General features: G+C 48.6%; 23 protein-coding genes and 1 pseudogene. 4 read left to right on the forward strand and 20 right to left on the reverse strand.

From position 1 onward, the window contains the following. Window positions 1–40 precede the first annotated feature (40 nt). Window positions 41–1,288, forward strand: a complete 1,248-nt coding sequence (locus AC1DF0_RS02910) for a copper amine oxidase N-terminal domain-containing protein (RefSeq protein ID WP_477573017.1) — start codon at window positions 41–43, stop codon at window positions 1,286–1,288. 54 nt (window positions 1,289–1,342) lie between these two features. Here AC1DF0_RS02910 and AC1DF0_RS02915 read toward each other — a convergent pair whose 3' ends face one another. Further along, a complete protein-coding gene (locus tag AC1DF0_RS02915) occupies window positions 1,343–1,993 on the reverse strand; it encodes a M48 family metallopeptidase (protein ID WP_442049584.1) in 651 nt (216 codons plus the stop codon). 118 nt (window positions 1,994–2,111) lie between these two features. Between AC1DF0_RS02915 and AC1DF0_RS02920 the strand changes: the two genes are divergently transcribed. Beyond that, entirely contained in the window at window positions 2,112–3,263 is a 1,152-nt protein-coding gene (locus AC1DF0_RS02920) for a hypothetical protein (protein ID WP_442049585.1), read from the forward strand. A 17-nt stretch (window positions 3,264–3,280) separates the two neighbouring features. Here AC1DF0_RS02920 and AC1DF0_RS02925 read toward each other — a convergent pair whose 3' ends face one another. Further along, the gene (locus AC1DF0_RS02925) at window positions 3,281–4,123 is read right to left on the reverse strand and encodes an HAD family hydrolase (protein ID WP_442049586.1); all 843 of its coding nucleotides are present in this window, start codon (window positions 4,121–4,123) and stop codon (window positions 3,281–3,283) included. Then, a complete protein-coding gene (locus tag AC1DF0_RS02930; RefSeq protein ID WP_477573018.1) occupies window positions 4,113–4,889 on the reverse strand; it encodes a DeoR/GlpR family DNA-binding transcription regulator in 777 nt (258 codons plus the stop codon). The genes AC1DF0_RS02925 and AC1DF0_RS02930 overlap by 11 nt, the downstream gene beginning before the upstream one ends. Window positions 4,890–5,141: 252 nt before the next feature. On the opposite strand from AC1DF0_RS02930, the pseudogene AC1DF0_RS02935 reads away from it, so the two are divergent. Further along, window positions 5,142–5,246, forward strand: a pseudogene (locus AC1DF0_RS02935) (AraC family transcriptional regulator); the annotation flags it as partial. Between the two features lie 60 nt (window positions 5,247–5,306). Here AC1DF0_RS02935 and AC1DF0_RS02940 read toward each other — a convergent pair. The 10 genes from AC1DF0_RS02940 to AC1DF0_RS02985 all read right to left on the reverse strand — a co-directional run bounded on the left by AC1DF0_RS02940 (window position 5,307) and on the right by AC1DF0_RS02985 (window position 15,603). Further along, on the reverse strand, window positions 5,307–6,764 hold the full coding sequence (locus AC1DF0_RS02940; RefSeq protein ID WP_442049610.1) for a DHA2 family efflux MFS transporter permease subunit: 1,458 nt from the start codon (window positions 6,762–6,764) through the stop codon (window positions 5,307–5,309). Window positions 6,765–6,905: 141 nt separating this feature from the next. Next, window positions 6,906–8,312, reverse strand: coding sequence for a glucuronate isomerase (uxaC, locus tag AC1DF0_RS02945; protein WP_442049588.1), 1,407 nt, complete (start codon window positions 8,310–8,312; stop codon window positions 6,906–6,908). 52 nt (window positions 8,313–8,364) lie between these two features. Then, complete coding sequence (locus tag AC1DF0_RS02950; RefSeq protein ID WP_442049589.1) at window positions 8,365–9,012, reverse strand: urease accessory protein UreH; 648 nt, start codon at window positions 9,010–9,012, stop codon at window positions 8,365–8,367. Between the two features lie 37 nt (window positions 9,013–9,049). Continuing rightward, window positions 9,050–9,517, reverse strand: coding sequence for a nickel pincer cofactor biosynthesis protein LarC2 (larC2, locus tag AC1DF0_RS02955; protein WP_442049590.1), 468 nt, complete (start codon window positions 9,515–9,517; stop codon window positions 9,050–9,052). Window positions 9,518–9,539: 22 nt separating this feature from the next. Then, window positions 9,540–10,424 carry a nickel pincer cofactor biosynthesis protein LarC gene (gene larC, locus AC1DF0_RS02960; RefSeq protein WP_442049591.1) on the reverse strand — a complete coding sequence of 295 codons (885 nt, stop codon included), beginning with the start codon at window positions 10,422–10,424 and terminating at the stop codon, window positions 9,540–9,542. After that, window positions 10,421–11,179 (reverse strand): nickel pincer cofactor biosynthesis protein LarB, encoded by a 759-nt coding sequence (gene larB / locus AC1DF0_RS02965; RefSeq protein ID WP_442049592.1) that lies wholly within the window; start codon window positions 11,177–11,179, stop codon window positions 10,421–10,423. The genes larC and larB overlap by 4 nt, the downstream gene beginning before the upstream one ends. Window positions 11,180–11,208: 29 nt before the next feature. Further along, window positions 11,209–12,678 (reverse strand): gluconokinase, encoded by a 1,470-nt coding sequence (locus AC1DF0_RS02970; protein WP_477573019.1) that lies wholly within the window; start codon window positions 12,676–12,678, stop codon window positions 11,209–11,211. Window positions 12,679–12,723: 45 nt separating this feature from the next. Next, complete coding sequence (larE, locus tag AC1DF0_RS02975) at window positions 12,724–13,527, reverse strand: ATP-dependent sacrificial sulfur transferase LarE (RefSeq protein ID WP_442049594.1); 804 nt, start codon at window positions 13,525–13,527, stop codon at window positions 12,724–12,726. A gap of 15 nt (window positions 13,528–13,542) precedes the next feature. Beyond that, entirely contained in the window at window positions 13,543–14,313 is a 771-nt protein-coding gene (locus tag AC1DF0_RS02980) for an SDR family oxidoreductase (RefSeq protein ID WP_442049595.1), read from the reverse strand. A 21-nt stretch (window positions 14,314–14,334) separates the two neighbouring features. Further along, entirely contained in the window at window positions 14,335–15,603 is a 1,269-nt protein-coding gene (locus AC1DF0_RS02985) for a nickel pincer cofactor-dependent isomerase, group 22 (protein ID WP_475823970.1), read from the reverse strand. 240 nt (window positions 15,604–15,843) lie between these two features. On the opposite strand from AC1DF0_RS02985, the gene AC1DF0_RS02990 reads away from it, so the two are divergent. Then, the gene (locus AC1DF0_RS02990) at window positions 15,844–17,004 is read left to right on the forward strand and encodes an ROK family protein (RefSeq protein WP_442049611.1); all 1,161 of its coding nucleotides are present in this window, start codon (window positions 15,844–15,846) and stop codon (window positions 17,002–17,004) included. 87 nt (window positions 17,005–17,091) lie between these two features. Here AC1DF0_RS02990 and AC1DF0_RS02995 read toward each other — a convergent pair whose 3' ends face one another. From AC1DF0_RS02995 to AC1DF0_RS03025, 7 genes are all read right to left on the reverse strand, one after another. Continuing rightward, window positions 17,092–19,401: a glycoside hydrolase family 2 protein gene (locus tag AC1DF0_RS02995; protein WP_477573020.1), complete on the reverse strand. Its 2,310-nt coding sequence runs from the start codon at window positions 19,399–19,401 to the stop codon at window positions 17,092–17,094. Window positions 19,402–19,516: 115 nt separating this feature from the next. Beyond that, on the reverse strand, window positions 19,517–20,275 hold the full coding sequence (locus AC1DF0_RS03000) for an SDR family oxidoreductase (protein ID WP_442049598.1): 759 nt from the start codon (window positions 20,273–20,275) through the stop codon (window positions 19,517–19,519). 51 nt (window positions 20,276–20,326) lie between these two features. Then, a complete protein-coding gene (locus AC1DF0_RS03005; protein ID WP_442049599.1) occupies window positions 20,327–20,542 on the reverse strand; it encodes a hypothetical protein in 216 nt (71 codons plus the stop codon). Window positions 20,543–20,669: 127 nt separating this feature from the next. Beyond that, window positions 20,670–22,265: a GH35 family beta-galactosidase gene (locus tag AC1DF0_RS03010; RefSeq protein ID WP_477573021.1), complete on the reverse strand. Its 1,596-nt coding sequence runs from the start codon at window positions 22,263–22,265 to the stop codon at window positions 20,670–20,672. 204 nt (window positions 22,266–22,469) lie between these two features. Further along, on the reverse strand, window positions 22,470–24,065 hold the full coding sequence (locus AC1DF0_RS03015; RefSeq protein ID WP_442049601.1) for a response regulator transcription factor: 1,596 nt from the start codon (window positions 24,063–24,065) through the stop codon (window positions 22,470–22,472). After that, window positions 24,062–25,816 carry a sensor histidine kinase gene (locus AC1DF0_RS03020; RefSeq protein ID WP_442049602.1) on the reverse strand — a complete coding sequence of 585 codons (1,755 nt, stop codon included), beginning with the start codon at window positions 25,814–25,816 and terminating at the stop codon, window positions 24,062–24,064. Before AC1DF0_RS03020 ends, AC1DF0_RS03015 begins: the two co-directional genes overlap by 4 nt. A 101-nt stretch (window positions 25,817–25,917) precedes the next feature. Beyond that, entirely contained in the window at window positions 25,918–26,802 is an 885-nt protein-coding gene (locus AC1DF0_RS03025) for a carbohydrate ABC transporter permease (RefSeq protein ID WP_442049603.1), read from the reverse strand. Window positions 26,803–26,809: the final 7 nt, after the last annotated feature.

Consider the following 26,809-nt stretch of genomic DNA (forward strand, 5'->3'; position numbering starts at 1 on the left):
TTATAATTGCATCTATAAATTAATGATTAAGGAGTGCACGATGACCACGATGATGCTCAGAAAGCTTTTTTTCTCTATGCTTGCGCTTTGTTTGATTGCAGCGACAGCACCTGTTATGGTTGCCGCAAACGAAAGGCCGATTCAATTGATTGTCAATAATGAGGGAAAGGGCGAGTTGGACGCACTTATTCAAAAAGGCGTTATGTACGTTGCGCTCCGCCCCTATCTAAATGCGCTTGGCTATACGGTTCAATATAATGCTGCGGATAAGGAAGTCTCAAGCGACATTGACGGTACAGATCTCGTGTATTGGTTCGGGGAAGAGTTAATCGGGTTTAATGACCAAATGTATGTTTTGGATGCAGCAGCGCCTATTATAAAAGGTCATATTTACCTCCCTATCCGCTTATTAAGCGAGTTCACAACGCACACCGTAGAGTACGACAAACACCAGAGAAGCATTCGAATGTTGAAGTACGGTCACGGTCAAGAGCCGGCAATTCGTGCGCTCATTACGAAGTATTACGAGACGAATAGTCCAAAATTATTAACAGATGACAACTACCAGTTGCATTATTATAATCTGGATTTTGATTACGAAGCTGACGCTTACAAATCTATTAGCGAGATACCGGTCAGACACTTCAACGTTGTCATTGATGATATTGAATATACTTCGAATACGGAAGCAACACTCAAGGTAACCATTATTCTTAATAACCAAGTGCTAGATCGTAAAAACGAATATGTGTTTGACATAAGAAATGAAAATGGACAGTGGAAAATTTCGCGAATTGACTGGGTCTCTCTTCATTTCATTTTACCGAATGATATCGATGAAACTGCGGCGGCAATTCTAGAAAATCATAATCAAGATCAAGCAGCAGTATTGCAGGATCTACGAACTTACTACAAAGCCTATAACGAAGAAAACCTTGAACTTGCCTTGCGATATACATCACCTTCTTTCATGGAACGCTGGCAAGCTCTTTTAATTGACCATAGTACTTGGAAACAGAGTTTAGAGGCGCATTTTGCATACGCCGATGAAAGAGAAATGTTATCCGAAGAACGAGTCGTATTTCTGGGTGAGAGGGAAGCCGTCGTACAAGGTACGCTTGAATGGAGCCAAAGCGTGGGCGGGAACCCGGAAGGGTCTGACTTCTTTGAAGTTCTCATTTATATGGAATATGCCAACGGCCACTGGAATTTCAAAGAAAGCTTGGATATTGATAATGATTTTGATGAGAGTTATACCTCTACAGAGAGCGCAGCAATCGAACTGTAACTTAAACCCATCAAAGGCAGCCTTGGCTGCCTTTTTGCATGCTACCGACAACGGTCACAGCGTCATCGCTTGCCCATGCCGCTCTAGATATTGCTCCTTCTCCTTATAATCAGGCATTATGCTTCCTACTCGTCTCCAGAACGAGCGATCATGGTTCATATGCAGCAGATGGCATAGCTCATGGATGACGACATAATCGATGACCTCCATCGGCGCCATCGCCAATCGGTAATTGAAGGTCAAGTTCCGGTCAGAGCTGCAGCTTCCCCACTTGGTCGCCGATTCTACAATATCGAAAGCCTTCGGTTTTACTTTTAGCTGGGGCTGATAGATCTTGATGCGTTCGCCGATCACCTTCTTGATGCTTAGCATATAGAACTTCTTAAGCTTGATCTTCCGCTCTTCCTCGCTCAGCCCGTCTGTCTGTATTAGCTCATGGAGTTCGTAATAGCGGCCCAGGTGCAAAAACTTGCCCTCCTCATAATCTCTCGTCAGAGGCGTATTTCGCGCCGCTTCTATCGCATCCAGCTTATCCAGAATCGCTCGTCCATGACGTTTCACTGCCTGCATTAATTGTTCATCGCTTGTACCATTAGGGGCTTTAACCGTTATGTGCCCTAATGAATCCATTTGAATCGAGAACTTCGCTTTCGCTCCATATTGCACGTTAAAGGATATCGTTTGATTGTCGAATTGGATTTTCATGAACAACATCGTACCATGAAAAACACCGAAAGGTAAGGACCGGAGACGGTTGCCCATTAGCATCATCTCAAGGTAAACTATTGTCAATATATGCCGTCAAAACGGAGGATTCGATAACTTGAAGCATACCGAGATCCAGCGCCCGAAGAGCGGGCAAACATCTACAACGAAAAGGAACGGGGCCTCCCCCTTGCAGTTAAAGCCTTCCATGCTGGCACTCCAGCAGCAGATCGGCAATCAAGCTGTCTTGCAATTGATGGGGCCCAAGAAGCGCGCGCTCCAAGAAGACGTATATGAGGACGAAGAGGAAGAGGAAGAAGTCGCGGTCGATAAGCAGATCAAAAAACAGAAAAGCAATGCCGGTACGCCGATCCCAAAAGAGCAGCCTAAGCCGTCATCCGTTGATGTTGAAGAGGAGTCCGAGGAGTCTGATGAAGAAGAAGAAGAGGCGTCAGAATGGGAAGTGAAGCGCCCTAGCTTTACGACCGCCTCCAAGCGTGCCGCCTTCGCTTCGACGAATCGCGATCCGGGTTATCCGGTCAAGATCGGTGATTACCGCAAGCCGGGACTAGCGGAAATGAACGGAGCCATGCCGCACAGGATGTCTTATAACGATATTCGCAACAACGCCCTTAAACTGAGGGATGGTAAAGAAACAGCCACGGATTTCAACAGATGGACCGACCGTTTCATTACGGCCGGCAAGGAGAAAATCGACAAGCGCAAGCAAGAGCAAGTCGGCAAAGAGTCCGACAAAGAGTTAAAGCAACTGATCACCGACATGGAAAAGTCCCAAAAGTTGTTTATTATCACAAGGGACAAGCTTGCCTCGAACCCGAATGACAACGCTGTGTTCGAAGCTTTCATCAAGCAGGCCAACAGCTTCCACGCCAACGTACCGGATGTGGGCCCGCACTTCGGCGTCAACAATCCGGTGCAGGAAAACGCGCATATGCACGTGGAGACCGTCGAAGAACCGCAGACCGCGACAATGGACACGGGCGAAGAAGAGTCGGAAGAAATGACGGACACGACGCCTAAGCCTCCGAAGCTGACCCGCAGGCTCTCGATTATGAGCCGTCAAGTTCGCCGCATGTCGATCGGTCGGATCAGTGCTTTTCCATACGATGCGAAGGGTAATCTGATTACAACCGACGGATCAACCGTTAGCATGGACGATCTGCCTAAAGAGGACCGCGAAGCGATCGGGCAACATCCGAAGAAGACGGTGAAGGGCTATGATCCTAACTTCAAATTCGGGAATCAATAGTTGATGCCTGAGTTTGTCTACGCATTTGGAGGCAATACCATTTCGGTATTTCCTTCAAATGCACGATTATAGGTTTTGATCTGATCTATAGCATCTGCCACGCTATCTACGATATGGCTTGCTTGGTTCCTTATATCAACGTGGCTGCCGCTCATCGCGTAACTATGCTCCGTTAAGGCAAACATGGATAAATCGTTAAAAGAATCCCCAATGCAAGCAACTTCGTTTGGCTGCAATCCCAGCTTGCTGATCAGAACCGATAAGCCGATCCCTTTCGATACGTTTAGAGGCATGACATCCAGACAATCCTTGTCGGAAATGAACGTTTCTATTTTACCTGCGAACTGATCGTTCAATTCCGCCTTCAATCGGTATAATTCATCAATCTCGCCAAAGTAGGCGATCTTGCTGCATCTTAATTTGTCCTCTTTCAAATCTGCCTCCAAATCACCATGCTCGGTACCAGCGGTAAATATACGCGCTTCGTAAGGAAGCACGGCGTCCGTACGCTTCTTCATATAGTAGCTATCATCACTGCAGCTAACGAAATTCACAAATTGTTTATAGCCGCTTGTGGCTTGAAGAAGCCTGGAGGATACTTCTGGCTCAAAAACCGAGGATGCCATCAGCTCGGCGTCATGCGAATGCACCGTTGCGCCGTTCTGTCCTACCGCGTGATACCTATGGTTGAAATCATTCATCACGATCTTGATTTCGGAGTACATCCTTCCGGACGCAATGCACAATTGGAAACCTTCGTCGACTGCGGTTCTGACGGCTTCTCTGTCTCTGTTATTCATCTGACGCGCATGGTCTAACAACGTACCATCCAAATCACTAACAATCAGCTTAATCATCATTATCTACCTCCGAAACGACTAATAGTTCAACCTGGTGCTCAACAAGCTTTTCCATCATTTCGCTACTCGGCTTCTGGTCGGTAATCAGCAAATCAATCGATTCCAAGTCGGCAATTTTGAAAAACATTTGATCTCCGAACTTCGTATGATCGGCCAGTACAATGACTTGTCTTGCCCGTTTGATCATCTCCCGCTTCACAACGCCATCTTCCTCATGCGGATAAGACAAGCCATTAGCCGTAATTCCGCATGCGCCAAGAAATAATTTGTCGACCTGATAATCGGATAACTTATCAAGCGTGGATTGCCCGAATAAAAAACGATGCTGAGCATTTAGCTCCCCGCCTAGTAAATTGGTTCTTACCGCTTTTTTTCTAGACAGCACATCTGCGATATCGATCGAATTGGTCACGACAACGATATTTTCGGCAGATAAATGTTCCGCAGCGAATTGGACCGTGGTTGATGCATCCATCATCATGTAATCTCCGTCTTTCACAAGCGAAGCTGCAAAACGTCCAATTTCGCGTTTCACGTCCGATTCCCTCATCAAACGTTCTTTATATTCGTATACTTCCTTCGTTTTTTTGGGCAATACGGCCCCGCCGTGCGTACGGATGATGAGACCAAGCTCTTCCATCTTCAATAAATCCCGACGGGCGGTGTCGCGGGACACGTCGAATTTTTGGCATATTTCCTTAATATCAATGCGTTGATGTTGTTTCAAATGATCCATAATGGCGTTTATCCGCTCTTCTTGAAACATGCTGATTCCCTCCTTATTCATAATGCCATAAGCGGTTGTAAGTCATTATACATCATTCACTTAAAACATCGCAATTTTTTATCGTCTTTTGTGCATCAAAATTCAATTTCGAAGACGAATCAATAAAAAAGACAGCACCGAATTCTCGCTAACGAGTTCAGCACTGCCTAATATCTTCCTTAATGTAATTCCGACGGCTAGAGACTTTGCCACACAAATCCATGGCGGTAGAAGATGTACATCTGCAATAATTCAGCAGTAGCTGCATGCGGTTTTGTTGATTTGACCCATTTAAATAAACACTTTAAAAGCATTTATGGAACGACAGCATTCGAATACATGTCACTTATAACTTGAGGAATAGTAAAAAAGAAAAGCTCCGGCAAGCTTGAATGAGGCTTGCCGGAGCTTTTTGGCTTATTTTTCTTTAACAACGGTCGGAGACTTCTCCGTATTCTCTTCCTTCGGCGCGTATGTACGCTTGATGAAGAAGCTAATCACGAGTGCCAGAATGGCTAAGCATAAACCAATGAAGAAGGCGTCGTGCAAACCCGCCACCATCGATTGAAGTCCTTCGAGCGGCGAGGTTGGGTCCGAAGATGTTTTCATGTAATCTTTGGCTCCCGACGACATGATGCTGATGAACAAGGCTACGCCGATCGCGCCTGCCACCTGCTGCAGCGTATTCAGAATGGCGGTGCCATGCGGGTAAAGATGACGCGGCAGCTGATTCAAGCCGGTCGTCTGCGCCGGCATCATAACCAAAGACATGCCGAGCATCATGATGATGTGAATAAATACGATGCGGCCTTGCGTCCAATCGGATTGAATACCCATAAACATCCAAAGCGCGACGCACATAAGCGCAATACCGGGAATGACGAGCACTCTTGGACCGAATTTATCGAACAAAATACCAGATACCGGCGCCATAATCCCGTTGATGATACCTCCGGGCATTAATGCCAATCCCGATGCGAATGCGGTTAATAGCAGCACCTGCTGCATAAAGAGCGGCAGCATGATCATCGTCGAGAAGAGCGACATCATCATGACCAGCATCAATACAGTAACGAGTGAGAACATCGGATACTTGAAAGCCCGAAGATCCATGATCGGTTCCTTCGAAACGAGCTGTCTCCATACGAAGCAGATAAGGCTGATACCACCGGCAACCAAGCTCCACACCACAACCGGATCCGACCACGAACCACGTTCGCCTGCACTGCTGAATCCGTATACAATGCCTCCGAAGCCGATACACGATAGAAGAATGGATAAAATATCAATCCGCGGTTTCGTAAGGGTCGATACGTTTTTCATAAAAGCCCAGCCAAACGCTACCGAGAACACGGCGAGCGGAATGACCATGTAAAACAGCCAGCGCCATGATAGATGCTCAACGATTAATCCCGACAAGGTCGGGCCGATTACAGGGGCCGTCATGATGACGAGACCGATCATGCCCATTGCGCCGCCGCGTTTCTCCGGCGGGAAGATGATCAAAATGACGTTCATCATTACCGGCATCATCAATCCGGTGCCTAACGCCTGAACGACGCGTCCGACGAGCAGTACATCAAATATCGGAGCAACCGCACTGATGACTGTACCAATCAAAAATAGCACCATTGCCCCAATGAACATTTGTCTGGTCGTAAACCACTGCTGCAATAGAGCCGTTACCGGCACGAGCATGCCGACGACGAGCATATAGGCGGTTGCCAGCCATTGCACGGTCGAATCCGCAATATTGAATTCTTCCATCAGATCGGGAAATGCGATATTGAGCAGCGTCTCGTTCAAGATCGCGACGAAAGCCCCAATAATTAGCGCTGCGACGATCGGCCCTCGCTTGATGTTGCTGACATCGATCTCCGCAGCATTTTTCTCTTCACTACCGAAATTCAATCCAAACTCCCCCTTCAACTTTATCTGTCTTATTATATATCAAAGCTAGTCCAATTTTCACCATTCAGAATAACCCCGTTTCAAAAAAATAGCACCTATAATGTCCTATTCGAAACAGAAATACGCTTGAGCATTATGATAACAAATATCTTGCACGATCATCCCTAGCTGCTCTATATCATTGGGATACTCGCCTTTTTTGACCCATTCTCCGAGCAAGTTACACAGAATGCGCCTAAAATATTCATGACGGGTAAAAGACAGGAAGCTGCGCGAATCAGTCAGCATGCCAATGAAACGGCCGAGAAGCCCTAGTTCGGCTAGCGATTTCAGCTGAGCGATCATCCCCTCCTTCGTATCATTAAACCACCAGCCCGACCCAAACTGTATTTTTCCGGCAATGCCGCCACCCTGAAAATTGCCGATCATAGACCCGAGTACGTGATTTTGTGCCGGATTAAGCGAATACAGGATGGTCTTCGGAAGACCTCCTTCGCGTTCGATTGCATCCAGCAAACAGGACAACGGCTTGGCTATGGCACTGTCGTTAACCGAATCATAACCGGCATCAGGGCCCATCCGCTTAAATGCAGGCGTATTATTATTTCGAAGTACATTCATATGGTATTGCATCGACCAACCGCGTGCAGCGTACAAATTTCCCAAATAGACGAGAATAGCAGTTTTATAGAGCTTCTCTTCGTTTGGATCTATCTTTCCCCCTGCAAGCGACTTAGCAAAGATCGCCGCCGCGTCATCCTTGGTTCCGCCGACGAAGTGAACATCGTTTAATCCATGATCTGAGACTCGGCAACCGGCAGAATGAAAGAAGTCCACTCTGTTTTCAAGCGCCAAGAGTAGACCTTCATAGTCGAAGATGGCAATGCCTGAAGATCGTTCCAGCTTTCTGATCCATTCCAAAAAATGATCGCCGTTAATGTCAAGCCCCTTATCCGGACGAAAGGTTGGCAATACCTTCACATCAAAAGCAGGATCCTGCTTTAATTGGATATGATATTCCAGTGAATCCGTCGGATCGTCCGTCGTGCAGATGACTTGCACATTTGATTTTCGGATGAAATCTCTTGCACCAAGACTCTCCTCGGTGAGCAGCGCATTAGCTTTCTCCCAGATCATCGGAGCCGTATTGGCATTTAGTGTTTCTTTGATACCGAAATATCGATTCAGTTCTAGGTGAGTCCAATGGTACATGGGATTGCCGATCATCAATGGAACGGTTTCCGCAAAGGCAAGAAATTTGTCATAATCGGCAGCGTCCCCGGTTATCAGTCGTTCATCGATTCCGTTAGCCCTCATCAATCTCCATTTGTAATGATCCCCGGCTAACCAAACTTCCGTCATATTGCGATACTTCTTATTGTCATAAATCTCTTTTGGACTCAGATGGCAGTGATAATCAATTATTGGCATTTGTTTGGCGTATTCATGATACAAAGCAGCTGCTATTGGGGTGTCCAATAAAAAATCCTCATCCATAAATACTTTATCCATAGTCATCCTGCTCCTTTATTTTTCTGGTTCGCGATACTTTCCTAGAGCTCCATCAACCTAGCCAAACCTCAAATAGGCCTTCCGTTACCCCTAGATTGTACATATAGTAAAGTCCGAACAGGAAGCTCACCGTTCCGGCTATTCGGGCTAACGAGGTATTCCACGTTTTATTACGATTGCTGTATACGAACGGAATGCCCAATATAGTCGTAAAGACGAGCATTCCTGCGATTGTTCCTATTCCGAATACGAGTATATACAAGGCGCATTCCCATACGGACGATACCGTTGATAGGGTTAGGATCACCATCGCCGCGCTGCCAGCGAGGCCATGTATGAAACCGATGATCGTCACCTTCCATAATGAACCCTTTGCTTCGTTAGTAGATTTCGAGACTAAGCCCTTCTTTAGAATCAGGCTTTTCACACCTAAGTAAACGAGCATAATGCCTACCAAAAATTCTAGCGACATCGCCCATTTCTCCGACAAGTCCCCTTTCAGCAGGACGAGAACCATGCCGACGACGAACAATGTCGCAGTATGGCCGATTCCCCAAAAAACGCCCGTTAACGTCGAGCGCCAGAGCTTCTTGCTTTTTCCTACCATTGTGGATACTGCAATAATATGGTCGGGTTCAATGGAATGCTTGATTCCCAAAATAAAACCAACCATTAATGCGGAAAACAAACTCATAATCAAAATTCTGTACCTCCTAGAGGCGATGATCCTCTACAAATTAAACTTCTGCCTTGCGAACGGCATCATACACGCTCTTCAGCGGTATGCCATGCGTACTCGCGATATGCTTGCATTCCTCATATTCCGGGGCCCACTGGACGACGTCCCCGCCATAAATGCCTTTCTTGACCGTAACCGGCCCCCATTCCGTCTGAACACTGACAAATTCCCGCTCCAAACGATGAACGGACAACGGGTAATAACGAATGCCTAGAGTCGTTGTCTCGCGGAACAATATGTTTTTCATTTCGTCAATTTTGTGATCGGAACATAACAGTTGAAGCAGCGTGCCCGGCCTGTTCTTCTTCATGTAGATCGGCGTGTAGTAGACATCGTTAGCCCCTTGCTCAAAAAGCAAATCCATGACATAACCAAGCCACTCTCCAGGCATGTCGTCCAAGTTGACTTCCATCTTCACCATCTCGTTATCCGTATGCTCGTTCGGCGGCGGCAATTGCTTTCCCATCAGGCGTGCTCCTCTACTTCAATTATTCGCCAATCATGACACGAAGCACGTTGGGCTGTTCTTGGAACGTCTTTGTACCTGCCCCGTAGCCGACGAACTCTACATTGAGCGAGGGCATTGGACCGAAACTTTCCCCAAGAACCGCAACAATCGCCGCGCCCGTCGGCGTCGTTAGCTCAGCTCTAATGTGCGACTGCTCAATCGGTATCCCTTTGAGCATCTCGAGCGTCGCTGGAGCAGGAACGGGATAGATACCGTGATCGATGCGAATTTTGCCAATGCCGACTGGAACGGCGGAGCAGACGACCTTCGAAATGTGCAACTGATGAATCAAAATGGCCGCCCCAACGATATCCACGATCGAATCAACCGCCCCGACCTCGTGGAAGTGAACTCGATCTAGCGGAATGCCATGAATTTTACCTTCGGCTTCCCCGATTTTCCGGAAAATTGCTAAAGCGGTTTGCTTGACCTTATCGTCCAAAGCCGAGTTCTCGATTAAGCGAACGATATCCTTATACGCCCGGTGCTCATGGTGATGATGGCCCTGATTCGATTGATGATCATGAGTGTGAAGATGTTCGTGGTCGTGGTCGTGATTGTGATCGTGGTCATGATCGTGATCATGATGATGAGTATGATCGTGACTATGTGAATGCTCATGTTCATGTGTCTGCTCATGTAAATGTGCGTCCTTATTTGCTTGTTGAAGAAGCAGCACATCGAATTTTACAGCCGTAATGCCGTTTTTGACGACCGTTTTCCGCTTAAGCTCGTACTCGTTGTTGATTTGAAGCTTCTTCAGCTCCTCCTGAAGCAAGTCGAGGTCGCCTCCAGCGTCAAGCAGCGCGCCGATGAACATATCTCCGCTAATGCCGGAGAAGCAGTCGATATATAAAGTTTTCACTCCTTGCCCTCCCCTTTGTGAATAAGTTGATGGATAAGCGCGGCGTTGTAGCCGCCTCCAAACCCGTTATCAATATTGACGACGCTGATGCCCGAAGCGCAAGAATTGAGCATCGTCAGCAAAGCCGACAGACCGCCAAAGCTAGCTCCGTAGCCGACGCTTGTCGGGACGGCTATGACCGGATGAGACACCAAGCCTCCTACTACGCTGGCAAGCGCGCCTTCCATGCCCGCTACGACGACGGAAACCGTCGCTTGCTGAATTTCCTCTGCATGATGCAGAAGACGATGAATGCCTGCAACGCCGACGTCGTAAATACGGTGAACGTTGCTGCCAAGCACCTCGGCCGTAACCGCCGCCTCCTCCGCGACGCTTATATCGGATGTCCCTGCCGCGATAACCGCAATATATCCTTCACGCTTGCTGACTGATTGATCGGAGCTCCTCCAATAGAGAAGCTGGGATATCCTGTCATACACATAATCTGGACAAACCCTTTGAATCGCACCGGCTTTCTCCTCCGTAATCCGTGTAATAAGCACCTCGTTGTTTTGCGATTGCAGCGAGGTTGCGATGCCGATAATCTGTTCCGCGGTTTTGTTCTCGCCGTACACGATTTCGGGGAAACCCTGCCGTTTTTTCCTGTGATGGTCGACCTTCGCGAAGCCGAGATTCTCGAACGGAGTCAATCGCTTCGACGCCTCCTCGACGCTCATGCTTCCGTCCTGCACCTGTTTTAAAATGTTTTCCAGCACGCTGTTCACCTCTTCGCGTTATGAGTGGCTTAGAATAAAGGCGCAATGCGGGCTGCCAATTCCTCGTATCGCCAGTAAATCTCTTTGTACTTCCAGCTGTTCTCACGAAAAGGAAGAACGGCCTCTCCCATCGGAATATTGTTTTTAATATCCTCGAACCGTTCTTCTTCCCCCATCGCAACCAATGCCGTCCAAGCTGCTCCCCATGCTGCGCTGTCATGGTTCTCCGACACGTAGATCGCGGCGTTAAATACGTCTGCCATCATCTGAAGCCAAATCGGTGAACGGGCCAAGCCGCCGCTCACGTATATTTGCTTCGGAGGTCCTGCCAGCTTCTCCAGCGCCCGACCGATTTGATAGAGATTGAACGTAATGCCTTCCAGAACGGCTCTTACATAATGCGCTTTCGCATGCGTCATCGTCATGCCGAAGAAATTGCCTCTCGCTCTTTGATTCCAAAGCGGAGCCCGTTCGCCGTTAATGTAGGGCAGGAATAACAGACCTTCGGCCCCCGGAGGAGATTGGTCCGCCTCGGCAAGGAAACTTTCGTAGCTGCTAGAGTCGTCCAGCAACTGCTTCAACCACTGCAGAGCGATGCCACCGTTATTCGTTGGTCCGCCAATAATATAAGAATCGTTCGTGAACGAATAACAAAACGTCTCCCCGCTTTGACTGACTTTCGCTTCACGAGCGAATTGCCGGATCGCTCCGCTCGTTCCGACCGTTACAGCCACCTCGCCTGGCAAGAGCGCACCGGTTCCCAGATTGGATAGCTGGCCGTCGGCAGCTCCGATTACGAAGCATACCGATGGCGATAGCCCCATTTGTTCAGCGATATCTGCCTTAAGATCTCCCAATAAAGTCGTTGGAGGTACGATCTCCGACAACTGATCTGCGGAAATTCCCGCGAGCTCCAGCAGTTCCTCATCCCAATCCAAGGCGGATGGATTGAACAGGCCGGTAGCCGACGCCATCGAATAATCGATTATTCGTTTGCCGAACCAGCAATGAATGACATATTCCTTAATTGACATAAAGTACGAAGCCTGAAGGTACGCTTCGTCATGCTCCTCTTTCATCCATAGCAGCTTCATGAATGGCGTCATCGGATGGATTGGCGTGCCTGTCTTCGCATACAGACGGCTCCGTTTCTCATCCGTCATCCGATCGGCTTGCTCCGTTCCTCGGCCGTCCGCCCAAATGTATGCGGGGGATAATGGCAGTCCTTGCTCGTTCACAGGCACTAGCGAGTGCATGGCGGCGGAGAAGCCGATCGCTATAAGCTGTTCTCTGTCTATCGCCGCCTTGCTGACCGCTTCCCTTACGGCTTGAACCGCCAACCGTTCAATCTTGGCGGCATCCTGCTGTGCCCATCCCTGCTGTGGATATTGTGTAACAATCATCCGTTCCCCATGGGAGACTAGATTTCCGATTCGATCGAAAAGGCATGCCTTCACGCTCGTCGTTCCGATATCGAGTCCCATAACATAAGTAGACATGCGATTACCTTCCTTTTTGACAAAATCATCGAGTATGGATTCGGCTTACAGGTTAAGCGACTTGTTCATGCTGCCGCTCCGGTAGCCAAGCAGATCCAAAGTGACGAACTTATAGCCATATGCCTGCAAACGCTCGACGATTGCCTCGTGGTTGGACAGAACCACCGCCATATCCCCGGGTTCTACTTCAATTCGGGCAATTTCTTGATGCGTTCTCACACGAACTTGACGTATCCGAAGCGATTTCAAATAAGCCTCGGCCCGCTCCACCTTTTGCAGCTTTTCATTCGTAATAGTCTCGCCGTAAGCGATTCGAGACGACAGGCAGGCGAAAGAAGGCTTATCCCACGTCGGCAGCCCGAACGCGCTGGACAGCTCCCGAATCTCCTGCTTGTACAAGCCGGCTTCCAGCAGCGGTCCTCGAATGCCCCTTTCTTTGGCGGCCTGCATGCCCGGGCGGTGCTCATTCATATCGTCGGCGATGACTCCGTAAACGATATTGGCGAAGCCCCTCTCTTCGAGCAAAGGAAGCAAGTGGTCGAACAGGCTGCTTTTGCAGAAGTAGCAACGGTTTTTATTGTTCTCCGCGTACCCTGGAATTGCCAGCTCAGAGGTTGAAATGATCTCGTGACGCACCCCAACTAAATCCGCCAGCTGCTCTGCTTCTTTCAGCTCGCTTGTCGGATAGGTCTCGGAATCGGCCGTTACAGCCAGAACGTGCTGCGCGCCTAACGTTTCCACGGCAGCCTTCAGCAGGAACGTGCTGTCAACGCCACCCGAGAAAGCAACGACGACGGACCCCATCTCGCGCAGGATCTCTTGCAGGGCAGCATATTTATCCTTAATCACTTTATAGTCTCCTCTCTAAATCGTCATGCTGCCGAAGCCGCCGTCAACGCGCACGAGCGTTCCGGTGACAAAACCCGATGCTTTGTCCGACGCGAGCCAAACCGCCGCACCTTGCAGCTCCTCCGGCGTACCGAACCGGTTCATCGGCGTATGCTTCATAATGGAGGCGACGCGTTCCTCGCTTAATATTTTCCGATTCTGTTCCGCTGGGAAAAATCCAGGTATAATGGCGTTCACCCTAACCCCTTGCTCCGCAAACTCGCGAGCGAGAAATTGCGTTACGCTGTTCAAGCCCGCTTTGGACACGGAATACGTGAAAACTTTGGATAATGGCGTTGTCGACGAAACCGACGAGATGTTAATAATGCTGCCTCTCCGTCCTTGCTCAATCATGCGTTTGGCGAAAATTTGGCAGGTAAGGACGATGCCCTTCAGATTTACGTCCATAATGTCGTCCCACTCCTCCATTTCCAGTTCAAAGAACGGCGTAGGACTGTTCTTGCCTGGCGCGTTAACCAGAATATCGCAGCCTCCGGTCCATGCATCAATCTCCGAGGACAATTCGCGGAGCGATTCTTTGGAACCGACATCGGCTTGAAAAGCTTTTGCGCTACCTCCGGCGACGACTATTTCTTCAGCCACCGATTTCGCTTTGTCATAGTTCCGTCCAACGATTGCGACATGCGCCCCGTGAGCGGCCAAGCCTGCCGCCATAGAAGAACCAAGCACGCCGTTGCCTCCCACTACAACCGCCGTCTTTCCCGTCAAATCAAACAAATTAACCATTACCTATCTCCCCCGCTACCGTTAAAATAAGTTGCCTTCGTTATCGAAAGGCAGTTCGTATAAATCCTGGACGATTTCCATCTTGGGATGACGCCGCACGTCGTCCAGCAGCGCTTCGGATACTTCGATAACGCCAAGCTCCAACGTGTTTTTGATCCGTACCATTCTTACTTGTTCAAAATGTAAAATATTGCAGGTCTTGATGGACGCCTGAATCGTCTCTCTGTCATTCGGCAAAGTCGTTGCAATCTTCGTCGGCGCGACCACTGTGGACGTCAAGCCGTTCGCATACGTTTTCTCGCGGTCCATTTTGTCTACCAGCCGTTGCGTCGTGAAATCGGCCGTTCCAACGCCGTTGGCGTTGCCTTCGCTCTGATGGGTCACATCCAGTACCGCCATTTTGTTCACGTCAGGTCCGCCATGCGCGTACGGCGTCGGATAACGTCCTGTAATGTTCGGATCCATGCCGTCTCCGCTAATGTTTTTTCCGATCTGATCGATAATGAGAACATCAAGCTGGTCAAAATAAAGCTTAGGCAGCAGCGCCTTGGCCTGAACGAGCAGCGCAGGCTCGTTTTCCACAATTTCCTCAGGGGTCATCGTTTCGATAAGAGCCACTTTATCGAACGCATTTTCGACCGAGGCGACGCCAAACAAGAACGGTTTGTGCTCCATAATCATCTTGGCCATTGCCGGTACGTTCTCGGCCATATATTTAAAGCCGAGCTGGTGGCAAGCTTCCGCTCCTTTTTGCTTGCCAAGCCCTATGCTTATCATCTTCATCATGCCGCTCTCCACCTCGCCTCGGAACGCCGTATGAGGCTTGATTCGATTAATGACAACCATTCCGTCTGCGGCAGCGGCGAACTGATCGACATATACGGGTAATCCGTTAGGCAGCTCGCCAATCTTGACGACCTCCATCGATGACCGGATCTCGCAGCCTACCGTCTCCTTTGTAATACCAAGATGCGCCAGCACCTCGCGCTGTCCCTCCGCCGTCGCGCCGCCATGACTGCCCATGCTAGGTACGATGAACGGCTTCGCGCCGGCGTCTTGCAGAAACTTCACGGTAACGGCCGTTATCTCCGCGAGTCTGTCGAGTCCTCTGCTTCCGACTGCAATCGCGATTTCCATGCCAGGCTTTACTTTTCCGGCAATAGCCTCGCGCTGCAGCTTTGGCAGCAACTCATTGGCCAAATCATCGATACGGGTCTCGTCGAAATTCACTTTAACCTTCGCCATTTTCGGTATCGGAATATCTTTCACAAGCTCCTGAAGAATCCCCATTATGATCTCGCTCCTTTTCTAGTCCGCTCAACTTACGTTTGATCTTATCGTTATTGACGTCTGATCATTATGCGTTCATAATTAATTCGTTTACTAAACTAATTAATTATAGTAATAATGTATCAACCCTCAAAATCATTGTCAATTCTATCTTTTACCTTTAGTCGTAGGTTTTTCATGCTCCATGTTATACTATATGATAGCTTATCTATTCGTTCGGATTTGGAGGATTATGTATTGATGGTTACTGGTGATGCATCCTATATCAAAAAAATGAACCGATCCTTGATTATGAAACATATTTTGCAAGAAGGAATGATCTCCCGAGCTGAACTATCCAAGGCAACCGCCTTAACACGAGCAACCATTTCGGCCCAGGTCTCCGATCTGCTGGATGAAGAGCTGCTCATAGAGAAGAACATGGAATACAACCTCGTCGGACGCAAGCCCATCATGCTCTCTATCCATGCGGAGGCGGGTTATGCGCTTGGTATCGATTTGGAGTTTGGACGGGTCACGTTCGCAGTTGCCAATCTGCAAGGCTCGATCGTAGCAACGGATACGATTCCGCTTGAATCGACATTGTATGAGGACATTTTAAACCTGCTCCTTACGTCGATTCGATCCTACCAGGAACGGTATGCATCCTGCAGGTATGGTATTGTCGGAATCGTTATCGGCGTTCACGGTCTCGTATCGACTGAAGAAGTCATTCACTACATTCCTTCGTTCGATTGGCATGACGTAGCGTTAAAAAACGATCTCGAGAAGACGCTTGGGGTCGTGGTGCACTTGGAGAACAACGCCAATCTGAGCGCGTTCGCGGAGCGTACTTTTTTCCATCACGAAACGGATAATTTACTATGCGTTACCTTATACTCAGGCATTGGCTTAGGAATGATGATTAACCATGCTTTCTTCCGCGGGCAAGACGGTTTTGCCGGCGAGATCGGCCATATGATTATCGTTCCGGACGGTCACCCATGCAGTTGCGGCAATAAAGGCTGCTGGGAGAAATACGCTTCCGAAGCAAGTGTCTTTGGGCAATTAAGAGCGGATAAGCACGGCGCAGCTGTTACATATGAACAAATAGATCGTTGGCTAAAGGAAGGCGATACCGAAGTCCATGAAGCCATGAAGACGTATATTTACTATCTGTCCATCGGGTTAAATAACATTATCAACATCTACAATCCCGAGATCATCGTGCTGGATAGCGAGTTATTGCGCCTTTACCCGAATTCTTTGGGGGAGATCCGTCAACATATGCATTCCCGAATCAGTCATTACCGCGAAATGGAACTATCCGCAACCGGAAAGCAGTCTTGCGTACTTGGTGCATGCGCCCTTGCGATCCAGAAATTTCTCCAAGTCCCCACTTTGAATTTACGCCAAGGTTAGATCATTTGGATTGAAAAGAACAAAGGCCTTGGCCTTAGCCAAGACCTTTGTTCTCCCGATTAAAGCGCTTCAGCCTTCGATTCAGAACTACACTTTTTTTATAATGGTGAGTTCTTTATTAATGGCGAATAAGAGCTTGTCGGGGAAATTTTCCGGCGCCATGCCTGCCAGCATGTCAATCGTAAAGCCTTGCATCATGGGGTATTGCGGCACGTCCCTGAAACCTTCTCCAATATACTTATTCAGGACGATTTCCGCATCTTTATTCGCGAACAACTCTTTAAAGGTGCAACGAGTGGAATACACATCGTCTGTAATCTGTAACTCCGCTAATTCTTCCTTGCTCGTTTCGGGGAGCTCGAACCAGTTTTTGGCTTCTTTCCCTTGGTCCGAAACCTGCGGCGCCTCATAACTTGCATTTGATTCTTCCACCCTGCTAAACCGAGCAATATCTTGATAGGTTACAAGATTTTCACTTGCCACTGTACGGATTTCATTCACGCCCTCTGCCAGTACGACATTCTCGAAGACAAAGACCTTCTCTTCACTCGATATAGATTGCAGCTCTTCGCCATTCAAATAAAGCGTAACCTTATTGCAATTTGAATAGACCTTAACCTGTATGCTGTCCTCCGCCCGATCCACAAAGCGCTTGCTCGTAATATGGACGAATTTGTCGTCGGACCAATGAGCTTTGTACATATAGAAAGCATCCTTCTTAATCTTTCTATCGTAGGTGACCAGCCCTTTGTTATTCCGCCCTTTGACTCCGCCCTCGTCCCTTATATTGGCTCCAAAATCAAACATATTCCATACATACGTTGCCCAAAGGAACGGTTTTTTCTCTAAAATTTTCCAAGCAACCTCATGATACAGCGCGTGGTATTCTTCCGTGTAGTCCTTCACCTTGGGCTCAGCGCTGTGGTATTGCACGATCCCTTCTACGCCATATTCGGAAATACATAGCGGTCTGTCGGGATTGATCTCATGGAACTTGTCTATCCACGGATCAAAATCTTCTGTCTTGCCGTGATACCAGCCGTAATACTTATTGTAGCCGACAACGTCCGTCATGCGGTTGAATTCGTCTCTCTCGTCAACGAATAAAACGTTGGCCATCGTCGTCAGTCGAGTAGGGTCTTCTTTTTTGGTCAATTCGTTTAACTCTTTAACGAGCCTCCTAACCTCCGGACGCTCTCCGCCGATTTGGATTTCATTTTGCAGCCCCCAGAATATGATCGAAGGGTGATTGAAATTTTGTTTGATCAGTTCCAGCATCTGCTGCTTGGCATTAATCCCTTCCACTTCGTTCTGAGACATAATCGAAATGAAAGGTATTTCCGCCCATACGACCATGCCTTCCTTGTCGCACAAATCGTAAAAGGTTTGGCTGTGCTGGTAGTGGGCGAGCCGAAGCGAAGTCGCGCCGATTTCTTTAATCAACTCCATGTCTTCGACCTGCTCTTGTTCCGTTATAGCCCAGCCCATATCTTTTCTGTCCTGGTGTCTCGATACGCCATGCAAAGGCAAATGCTCGCCGTTCAAGAAGAAACCTTTCTCCGAGTCGACATGAAAGTACCTAACGCCGAACGGAATCGCGATTTCATCCACCGTATCGTTAAAGCTAGTCATTGAAACCGTTGCCTGATACATATAGGGATTTTTTCTTCCGTGCCAGAGAATCGGATTGTCGATGACGCAAGCCAGCGTTTCCGTTCTTGCCTCGCCTGCGGCCAAGACGACTTCCTTGGCAGCATAAGTTACGCTGCCTCCATCTGCATCCGCAATATTTGCCCAAAGTCTAACCTTTTTCTCTTCGTCGCTGTCATTTACCAATCTGGAATCGATTTTGAGATGGGCCTTTTCCTTCGACACCTGTTCCTGCACGATATAAACGCCGCTCGAACCGTAATCCATCGTGTCGAAATGAACCGGATTCGTTACAATGATGTTCACGTCGCGGTAAATGCCGCCGTAGAAAGTAAAGTCTGCCTTCTGAGGATATACGTCGTCTACGACCGTATTATCGACCTTAACGGCGATCACGTTCTTCGTTCCGAAAGTAACGCCCTCTGTAATGTCGAACCTGAAGGTGGAGTAACCGCCTTTGTGCTGACCCGCATGCCGTCCGTTCACATAGACATCGGTTATGCTATTAGAACCGTTAAATTCGATAAATACTTTCCTTCCCTCATCGGAAGAATCAAGGACGAGCTCCTTTCTGTACCAGCACGCGCCTTGGTAATATTCATATCCGTTCGCCCCGTCGACCGCATTCCAGGTGTGCGGGAGACGCACCACGCTCCAATGGTCGTCTTGGTAAGATACGGCTTCAGCCAGCTCTTCATTATTGCGTATAAAACGCCATCCATCATTGATCGGACTGATCTTTCTCATTCTATTCGCTCCTTCAGAGACTTTGTCTCTACTTTCTTATATTTGAAAAAAATCCCCTTACGATACAGGAGCGGATTCCGCGCCTGCCTTCGTTAAGGGGAACGATGTTCCTCGTTTAATAGGCCGTCCAGCCCGCATCCGCGGTAACTGTCGTGCCGTTGACAAAGCTGGAATCGTCGGAAGCCAGGAACAGTGCAACCTTCGCAATATCTTCCGGTTGACCTAAGCCTGGGTTGATGCCCATGCCGATCTGCGCGCGCTCCGCGCCGAACAGATTCGGTGCCGTTAAGGACATTGCGATATTCGTAGCGACCGCTCCTGGCGCGATCGCATTGCAGCGAATTCCGTGCGTCGCATACTGGAAACCGACGTTCTTCGTAAATCCGACGACGGCATGCTTCGAAGCGGTATAGGCAGCGCCAGCCCGGGAACCGAACAAGCCGCCGGCCGAAGCGATATTCACGATGACGCCTTTCTTCTGGCCGATGAAAATAGGAAGAACTTTCCGCGTCGTCCGCATCGGACCAGTCGTGTTCACGGCGAACACCTTGTCCCATAGCTCGTCCGTCAAGTCCCCCGCAGGAACGAAATTGTCCATGATGCCGGCATTGTTGACAAGAATGTCCACCGTTCCGTACGTTTGAACCGTGGTGTCGATCAAGCGCTGAACGTCTTCTTCGACGGCGACATTGGTTGCCGCCGCGATAGCCGTTCCGCCTTTCGCTTCGATTCCCTCGACCACTTTGCCGGCATTATCGACGTTCACATCGGAAACGACCACTTTCGCGCCTTCTTCGGCGAAGAGCTCCGCGATTGCTTTGCCCATCCCCGATGCCGCTCCCGTGACGATCGCTACTTTACCCTTAAGTTTCATCTATTCAACCTCCTTAGTTCCGACACATCGAAATACCCGATTATTTATCATTTATTGTTCAATAGCAGCCAAATCGGCAACGATGAGTGCCAGTGTTTCCGCAGACACGCCTGCTTGCGGGAATGCTGCCAATTGGCTTAGCGAGAACCCTCCAGCCATTCCGGTCATCGGATTAGTCGAAAATCCAGGGAGATGCTTGTCCACCACGGCTTTCGCCGCATCATTCGCCAACAAATCTCCTACTTTGGAATTTTGATCGAATTTCATTGTCGTATTCACCTCCTTAAGTCATGCGATAGTTTGCTTGCTAACTATAATGATATCCCTTTGATCCAAGCCGGACTAACGGTTAGACGACATCTCGAATGACACTTTCACGACTTCTGCGCCTTCTTTATTGGTAGCCGAACAATTTGATTTTCAGCAACGTAGGCTTCTCATACCGCATGATCGCAACCTCGTCCCCATTCAGCCTCCGAGTCATTTGCCAATTCCCTTGTTCAAAACGACCTTCCTCCAGCGATAAAATATCTACGTTAGGCTTTGCCGGATTTGCGGAGAACGGGAAGACGGCACAGCCGTTGGCAATGATATAAAACTCGTCCGCGGCCCTCTTCAGCACAAGGCACACTCCGTCTTTCCGAGTCAAAAGGGGCATATTCATCAGTACTTTGAAGCCAAACTCCCCGAACATCAACATGTCCCGTTCCGGACGCTCGACGATCGCGGCCTGCAAATCCGATGTTCCGTATTTTTCCGTCAATAACGGCATCATGCTGTTAATCGTTTTGTTATACCATGAGTATTCCTCTACGTTTTGCGGTGTTTTCAACATAGGGTCGGAAACATCCACCCCGAACAGATAGCTGTCGATGGCCGTGAACGGTTCTCCCATATCTTCAAAACCGAACGGTGCAAATCCGAGCGCATGATAATGCCCAACCACATAAACGAGCCTCGGGCCTGCGTAGCTATGGGTCGCCGTCTCTGGAATAAAGAGAGGATTATTCATCTTGACGTACTCGTCGCACACGTCGCAGAAATTTTGAACATAAATATCCGGTGCGATCACATCCACATGAGGCGCGCAGTATTTCCACACTTCCATCACGCGAGATACCGGACCGCCGCTCGGAAACTTCCCGGCCTTCTGACCTTTGTCCAACCAGCAGTTGGCCATCATAGGCAGGGAATAAATCTCCTTGCCTGCGGCGGCTACTTTATCGATATAACTTGCAACGTGATACGCGCTGAATAGTTCCTCCGCCACATCTCCGAACACTGCCTGCCAGTTGCCGCTCTTCGCGCCACTCTCGACGGCCTGGCGCACATCCGAGGCCATGGTCCCGATTTGCGTATTCATATAATCGACGAACAGCTGCGGGACATCCGCTTCAAACAAGGCGTCGGCCGCATCGGAGTGTTCTCTCGCCGCCCCTTGCAGCCCCGGTTCGTTCTCTACCTGAATCATAATAACCGTCTGCTCTTTTTCGTCCACTTGTTTGATATGCAACATCAATTCCCGAAACGCTTTGGCATCAGCCGCATTCGTTGCTTCGCAAAGATAGGACAATGTCGTATAGGACATCCCATGGAAATCCTTTAAATTGGTCTTCTTCTTGCCTTTCTCGACTTCTGCTCTTTGGAAGCGTTCCATATCCGTCTTGACCCATGAAGGAGCATAATAGCACTGCGCGTTTTTCCAGGCGCCAAACCACAAGAAGCCAATTCTCATCCCATGCCTTCTCGCCTGGCCGATCAGCTCGTCCACCAGTCTGAAATCGAATACGCCTTCTTCGGGTTCAACCATTTCCCAGGTCACGGGCAACAATAAACTGTTCAGGCCGAGCTTGACAGCTTTTTCCCAGATGGGTTCCATATATTCAGCCGATGACGAGCTTGAATTATGGACTTCTCCCGCCAACATAATAAACGGTCTTCCTTGATCGACTAGCAGATGTTCTTTTCTTTGCATCACTTGATTCAACATGTAAATTCCCCTCTTCATGTAGATTAATGGTATTTACGACTCCGCCATCCCGCGAAGAATCGCCACTTTGTTTCATCATATCTTCTCGCTCTTGGGAGGACTAACGGTTAGACGACATGCTGAATAACACTTTCACGACCAATCGTAAACGGCTGACGCCTAAGAAAAAGAAGCTGCCGCATTAAGCGACAGCCTCTTCCTTGGTTAACCGGGCTGATTACGAAATTCCGTCGGCCCTGTTCCTACATATTTTTTGAATATTTTTGCAAAGTGGGAGAAGTTCGTATATCCGACCGAAGAAGCGATGGCGCTGACGGACACGCTCGTTTGGAGCAGCAGTTCCTTCGCTTTATTTATCCTTTCCAATAGGACGTAATCCGAAATGGAGTATCCCGTTTCCTTCTTGAAAATTCTGGATAAATAATCAGGATTCAAATACACCTGCTCAGCGATCGTCTCTCGCGACAAATCTTGATCCATGTTGAGCGCAATGTACCGTTTAACGGTTAGAACGACCGTATCGTTTTCCTTGACCGCATCCGCTTGATACATGGCTTTGTTGACGGCATGATGAACCCAGGCAATCATATCGGTAACGGAACGCCCAGCCAGCTCCGATAAGCGTCTTGACAGTTCATCCCCGAATAACTGGTGAGCCTGTATGCCATTCGTGTTCAGAAACGTATACAGAACCTGGATAAAATTTTGATTAAATTGATGCAGCGTTTCCGCATTGATCTCATGGTTGCTCACGAGTTTGTCGATGTATTTCTCTACTTCGTGTTTGACGGCTTCCTTCGTACCTGACTTCAATAAAGAAGACACAGCGCCGAGTTCAGGCAGCTCAGCCGGGTAATCCGCTTGCACAGCACGGTCGAGAGGCAGTACTCGATTGAAGTATGCAACGTTGTTCCGATCACGCTCCCGCAGCGCCGCGACCATTCCGGCCATCTCATGCGCTTCCGCGGAACGTCCCAAATAACAGGATTGGTTGCAATAGAAATAGCGATGACAAGACTCCACATAAAGACCCGCGGCTTCCCTTATTCTTTCCTCGTTCCAGGGGATGTCCCTTTCCGACATCAGGATCACGAGCAGCAACCCTCTGTCGAGCTGAAAACAGATTCCGTTATCGTGGCTTCCGATAATCATCTCTTCCGCGGCATTTTTAAGCGCGTATTCCAAAATTTTCTCGTCTCTGCGCTTCATTTCTTTGTTCCAGCGCTGGATGGAAATCAAGATCGGAAAGAACACCGAATCCTCCGTAATAGGGATATGATGCTGCTCGACCTGCTCCCGGATCGCAGCTTGATGGCTGGGGATTGAATGATGGATCAGATCCAACCAGAAGCGTTCGATGATGAACGATTGATGCTTCTGCCACAATTGATGGAATTTGACGTTACGGGTGTTTTCGCTGTTCTTGTCGATTACGGCCTGAGCCTTTCGAATCGCGATCTCCAGCTCCTCCGCCAGCACCGGCTTAAGCAAATAGTCTAGACTGCCAAGCGTTAGCGCTTCTCTCGCGTATTTGAAGTCGGCATGGCTCGTTAGAAATATCGTGACCGTGTGCGGATAATGCTCCCTTACCCAGGTCAGCAATTCCAGACCGTTCCCTTGCGGCATCTCGATATCGCATAACAGAATATCGATTCTTGCGCTTTCAAACCATTCTTTCGCTTGCCTAATATTATTGGCGGTATATAGCTCCGAGATTCCGAGTTTTGGCAAATCGAGATCCGCCTTAACGCCCTCAATGGCATGAATTTCGTCGTCGACGATGAGCAAGTGATCATTCATTGCTTTACCTCCATCAGGGGATTAATCGGGATAATAATGAATACAGTCGCGCCGCCGCTTTCCGAATCGTTAGCGAAACGAATGGATACCGAATCTCCATACAATAAATTCAGACGTCGATGAACGTTCCATATTCCGGTATGCTCTCCTCGTTCGTTTTCGACGCTTCTGCCCGCCTGCAGTTCGCGAAGCACCTCTTTGCCGAATCCGCTGCCCGTGTCTTTAATGCTGATTCGCACCCAGGTTTCGCTGTCTTCGTCCAGAAAGTCGATCCTTACGGAAATATGGACGAGCCTGTCCATCGTAACCGCGTGTTTAATCGAATTCTCGACGAACGACTGAATGACGAGTGGAGGAATCGGCGTATCCGTCAAGTAGTCGGGAGCTTCAATGGACCACTTCAGTTTCTCCGGAAAACGCAACGCTTGAATTCCCAAGTAGTTGCGGGTGTGCTCCAGCTCATCCTTCAAAGGGACGAATGTCGTATTGCTTCTGAACATGTAACGGAAATAGTGAACTAATGACCGCGTCAATTTCATCGTCAATTCATAATTTTTGACCTTAGCCAAATTGTAAACGATATTAAGCGAATTTAGGAAAAAGTGAGGGTTAACCTGCAACTGCAGCCGCTGCAGCTCTTCCTTCTGCTTGTTTAGCTGTTCTTCATAAACGTTGACGCGAAGCGTTTCGATTTCCGTCATCATGGAGTTGAACGATTCTCCGAGTATTCTGAACTCCTCCGAACCGCCCTTTTGCATGTCGACCCTAACGCTCCAATCCCCGCTTCGGACCTTCTTCATCGAGATAAGGACCCTGTATAACGGCACGAGTATGGCCTGTCTGATGGAATATAGTCCCATCGGAATAAAAAGCAGGGAAGATGCGGTAATGAACCATATGATTCCTTGCAAATACGGCAGTCTATCCAAGATGTGGTGATCCGGTATGACGGCAACCAGCTTGAAGTTGCCTCTGACGGAAGCCGAATCGACGATCAAATATTTCCGGTCGGAACCGGTCAAATAATAGTCGCCTTCGCTTTGGTGCAACCGGATTTCGTTCTCGTCGACAAGCTCCGTGTCCGTAATCGGTTCTCCTTCGTCATTCGCAAGCAATACGCTCCCCCCTTCTCCGATCTGAAGAGATTGGAGGGGCGCCAGCACTTGGTCGGTTCTCACCAAGCCGCCCAAATACACGCTGCCGGATCGGACGATATCGATGAAATAATCGTTTTGCCCAATCCGGGCGTAATGCCATCTTTGCGTTGAATTACCCGGAATGCTGCCGGATCGGATCAGATCGGAGACATACTCTTGAATGTGATCCTTTTCCTCAAACGTTAAATTTTGCGTCTTATTCACATCCATAAGCTCCTGCCTTTTATCCGCATAAACGAAAAAAGAACTTAAGGAATCGTATAAAGGAATATCCTTGCTCAATTTATTAAACAAATACACCTTCGAACTGTAATAATCCGCATCCGATTCGGCCTGATCAAGAGAAACCAAATCAATGCCCGATAACATGGAGTTCAAATAGGCATCCACATCGTATAATCCGGAATCGATCTGATTCATGTATAGAGTCAGCATGTTTTTATACGAATCCGCGACCTGCTCCCTAACGACATCAATCGCATAAAAGTTGTTATATATCAGCATGCCAAGCAGCGGTCCCGTCATGATCAGCACGCTTAAGATCAACTTGAAATTCAGGGAACCCCGTTGCCGCAACAATCCGTTTATCTTCATGCTCCTAGCTCCTTAATCAGTTTCCTCCATCTTATACGAAATGAAAGTCCAAGCGCCACAACCTCGTGCAAGGCTGCGGCGTTTGGACCTCTTTTGCGATCTTACCCTTTTACGGCACCGATCATAATTCCTTTAATGAAGTACTTCTGGAAGAACGGGTAGGCGACCAGTATCGGCAACACGCCGATTACCGCAATGGCCATCTTAACCGAATCGGTCGGCATCTGCTGCATGGCCTCGCCCGCGTTAGCGCTCAAATTGGTCGTAATAAACTGAATATCTTGCATAATTCGGTTAAGCAGATTTTGTACGCTGAACAGCTCAGGGTTGGTGATGTAAATCATCCCGTTCTGCCAGTCGTTCCAGTACATAATGCAGGTAAACAAGCCGATTGTCGCGATGACGGGCGTCGACAGCGGAAGTATAACGGACCAAAGCGTCCGGTACTCATTAGCTCCGTCCAGCTGTGCCGATTCGATTAACGCCGGCGGCACCGTCGTCTGAAAGAACGTTCGCATCATCATGATATAAAAACCGTTCGTGAGCAGCCCAGGTACGATAAGCGCCCAAATCGAGTTTTTCAAATCGAGCAATTGGGCGTACACCAGGTACGAGGGCACGAGCCCCCCATGGAACAGCATCGTAAAGAAAATAATGAACATGAGCAGATTTCGGTGCGGCGTTTCTCTTCTGGATAGCGGATAAGCCAGCAATATCGTAATGGCCAACCCGACTACGGTACCAAAGACCGTAACGAATACCGTAATGCCGTAAGCTCTCGCGATGTCTGAGCCTCTGTCCAGCAAGTATTCGTAAGCCGACGTACTGAACACTTGAGGAATGAAGGAATAACCGTGAGCGGTAATCGCATTCTGATCCGTCAAGGATGCCGAAATGAGCAGCAGGAACGGAATGAGACAAACCGCAGCGAATAGAAACATCGAAATATGGCTAAACCAGGTTATAAATCTGTCTTCGTTTTTCATGTCAGGA

The sequence above is a fragment of the Paenibacillus sp. 05T425 genome (assembly GCF_056396205.1).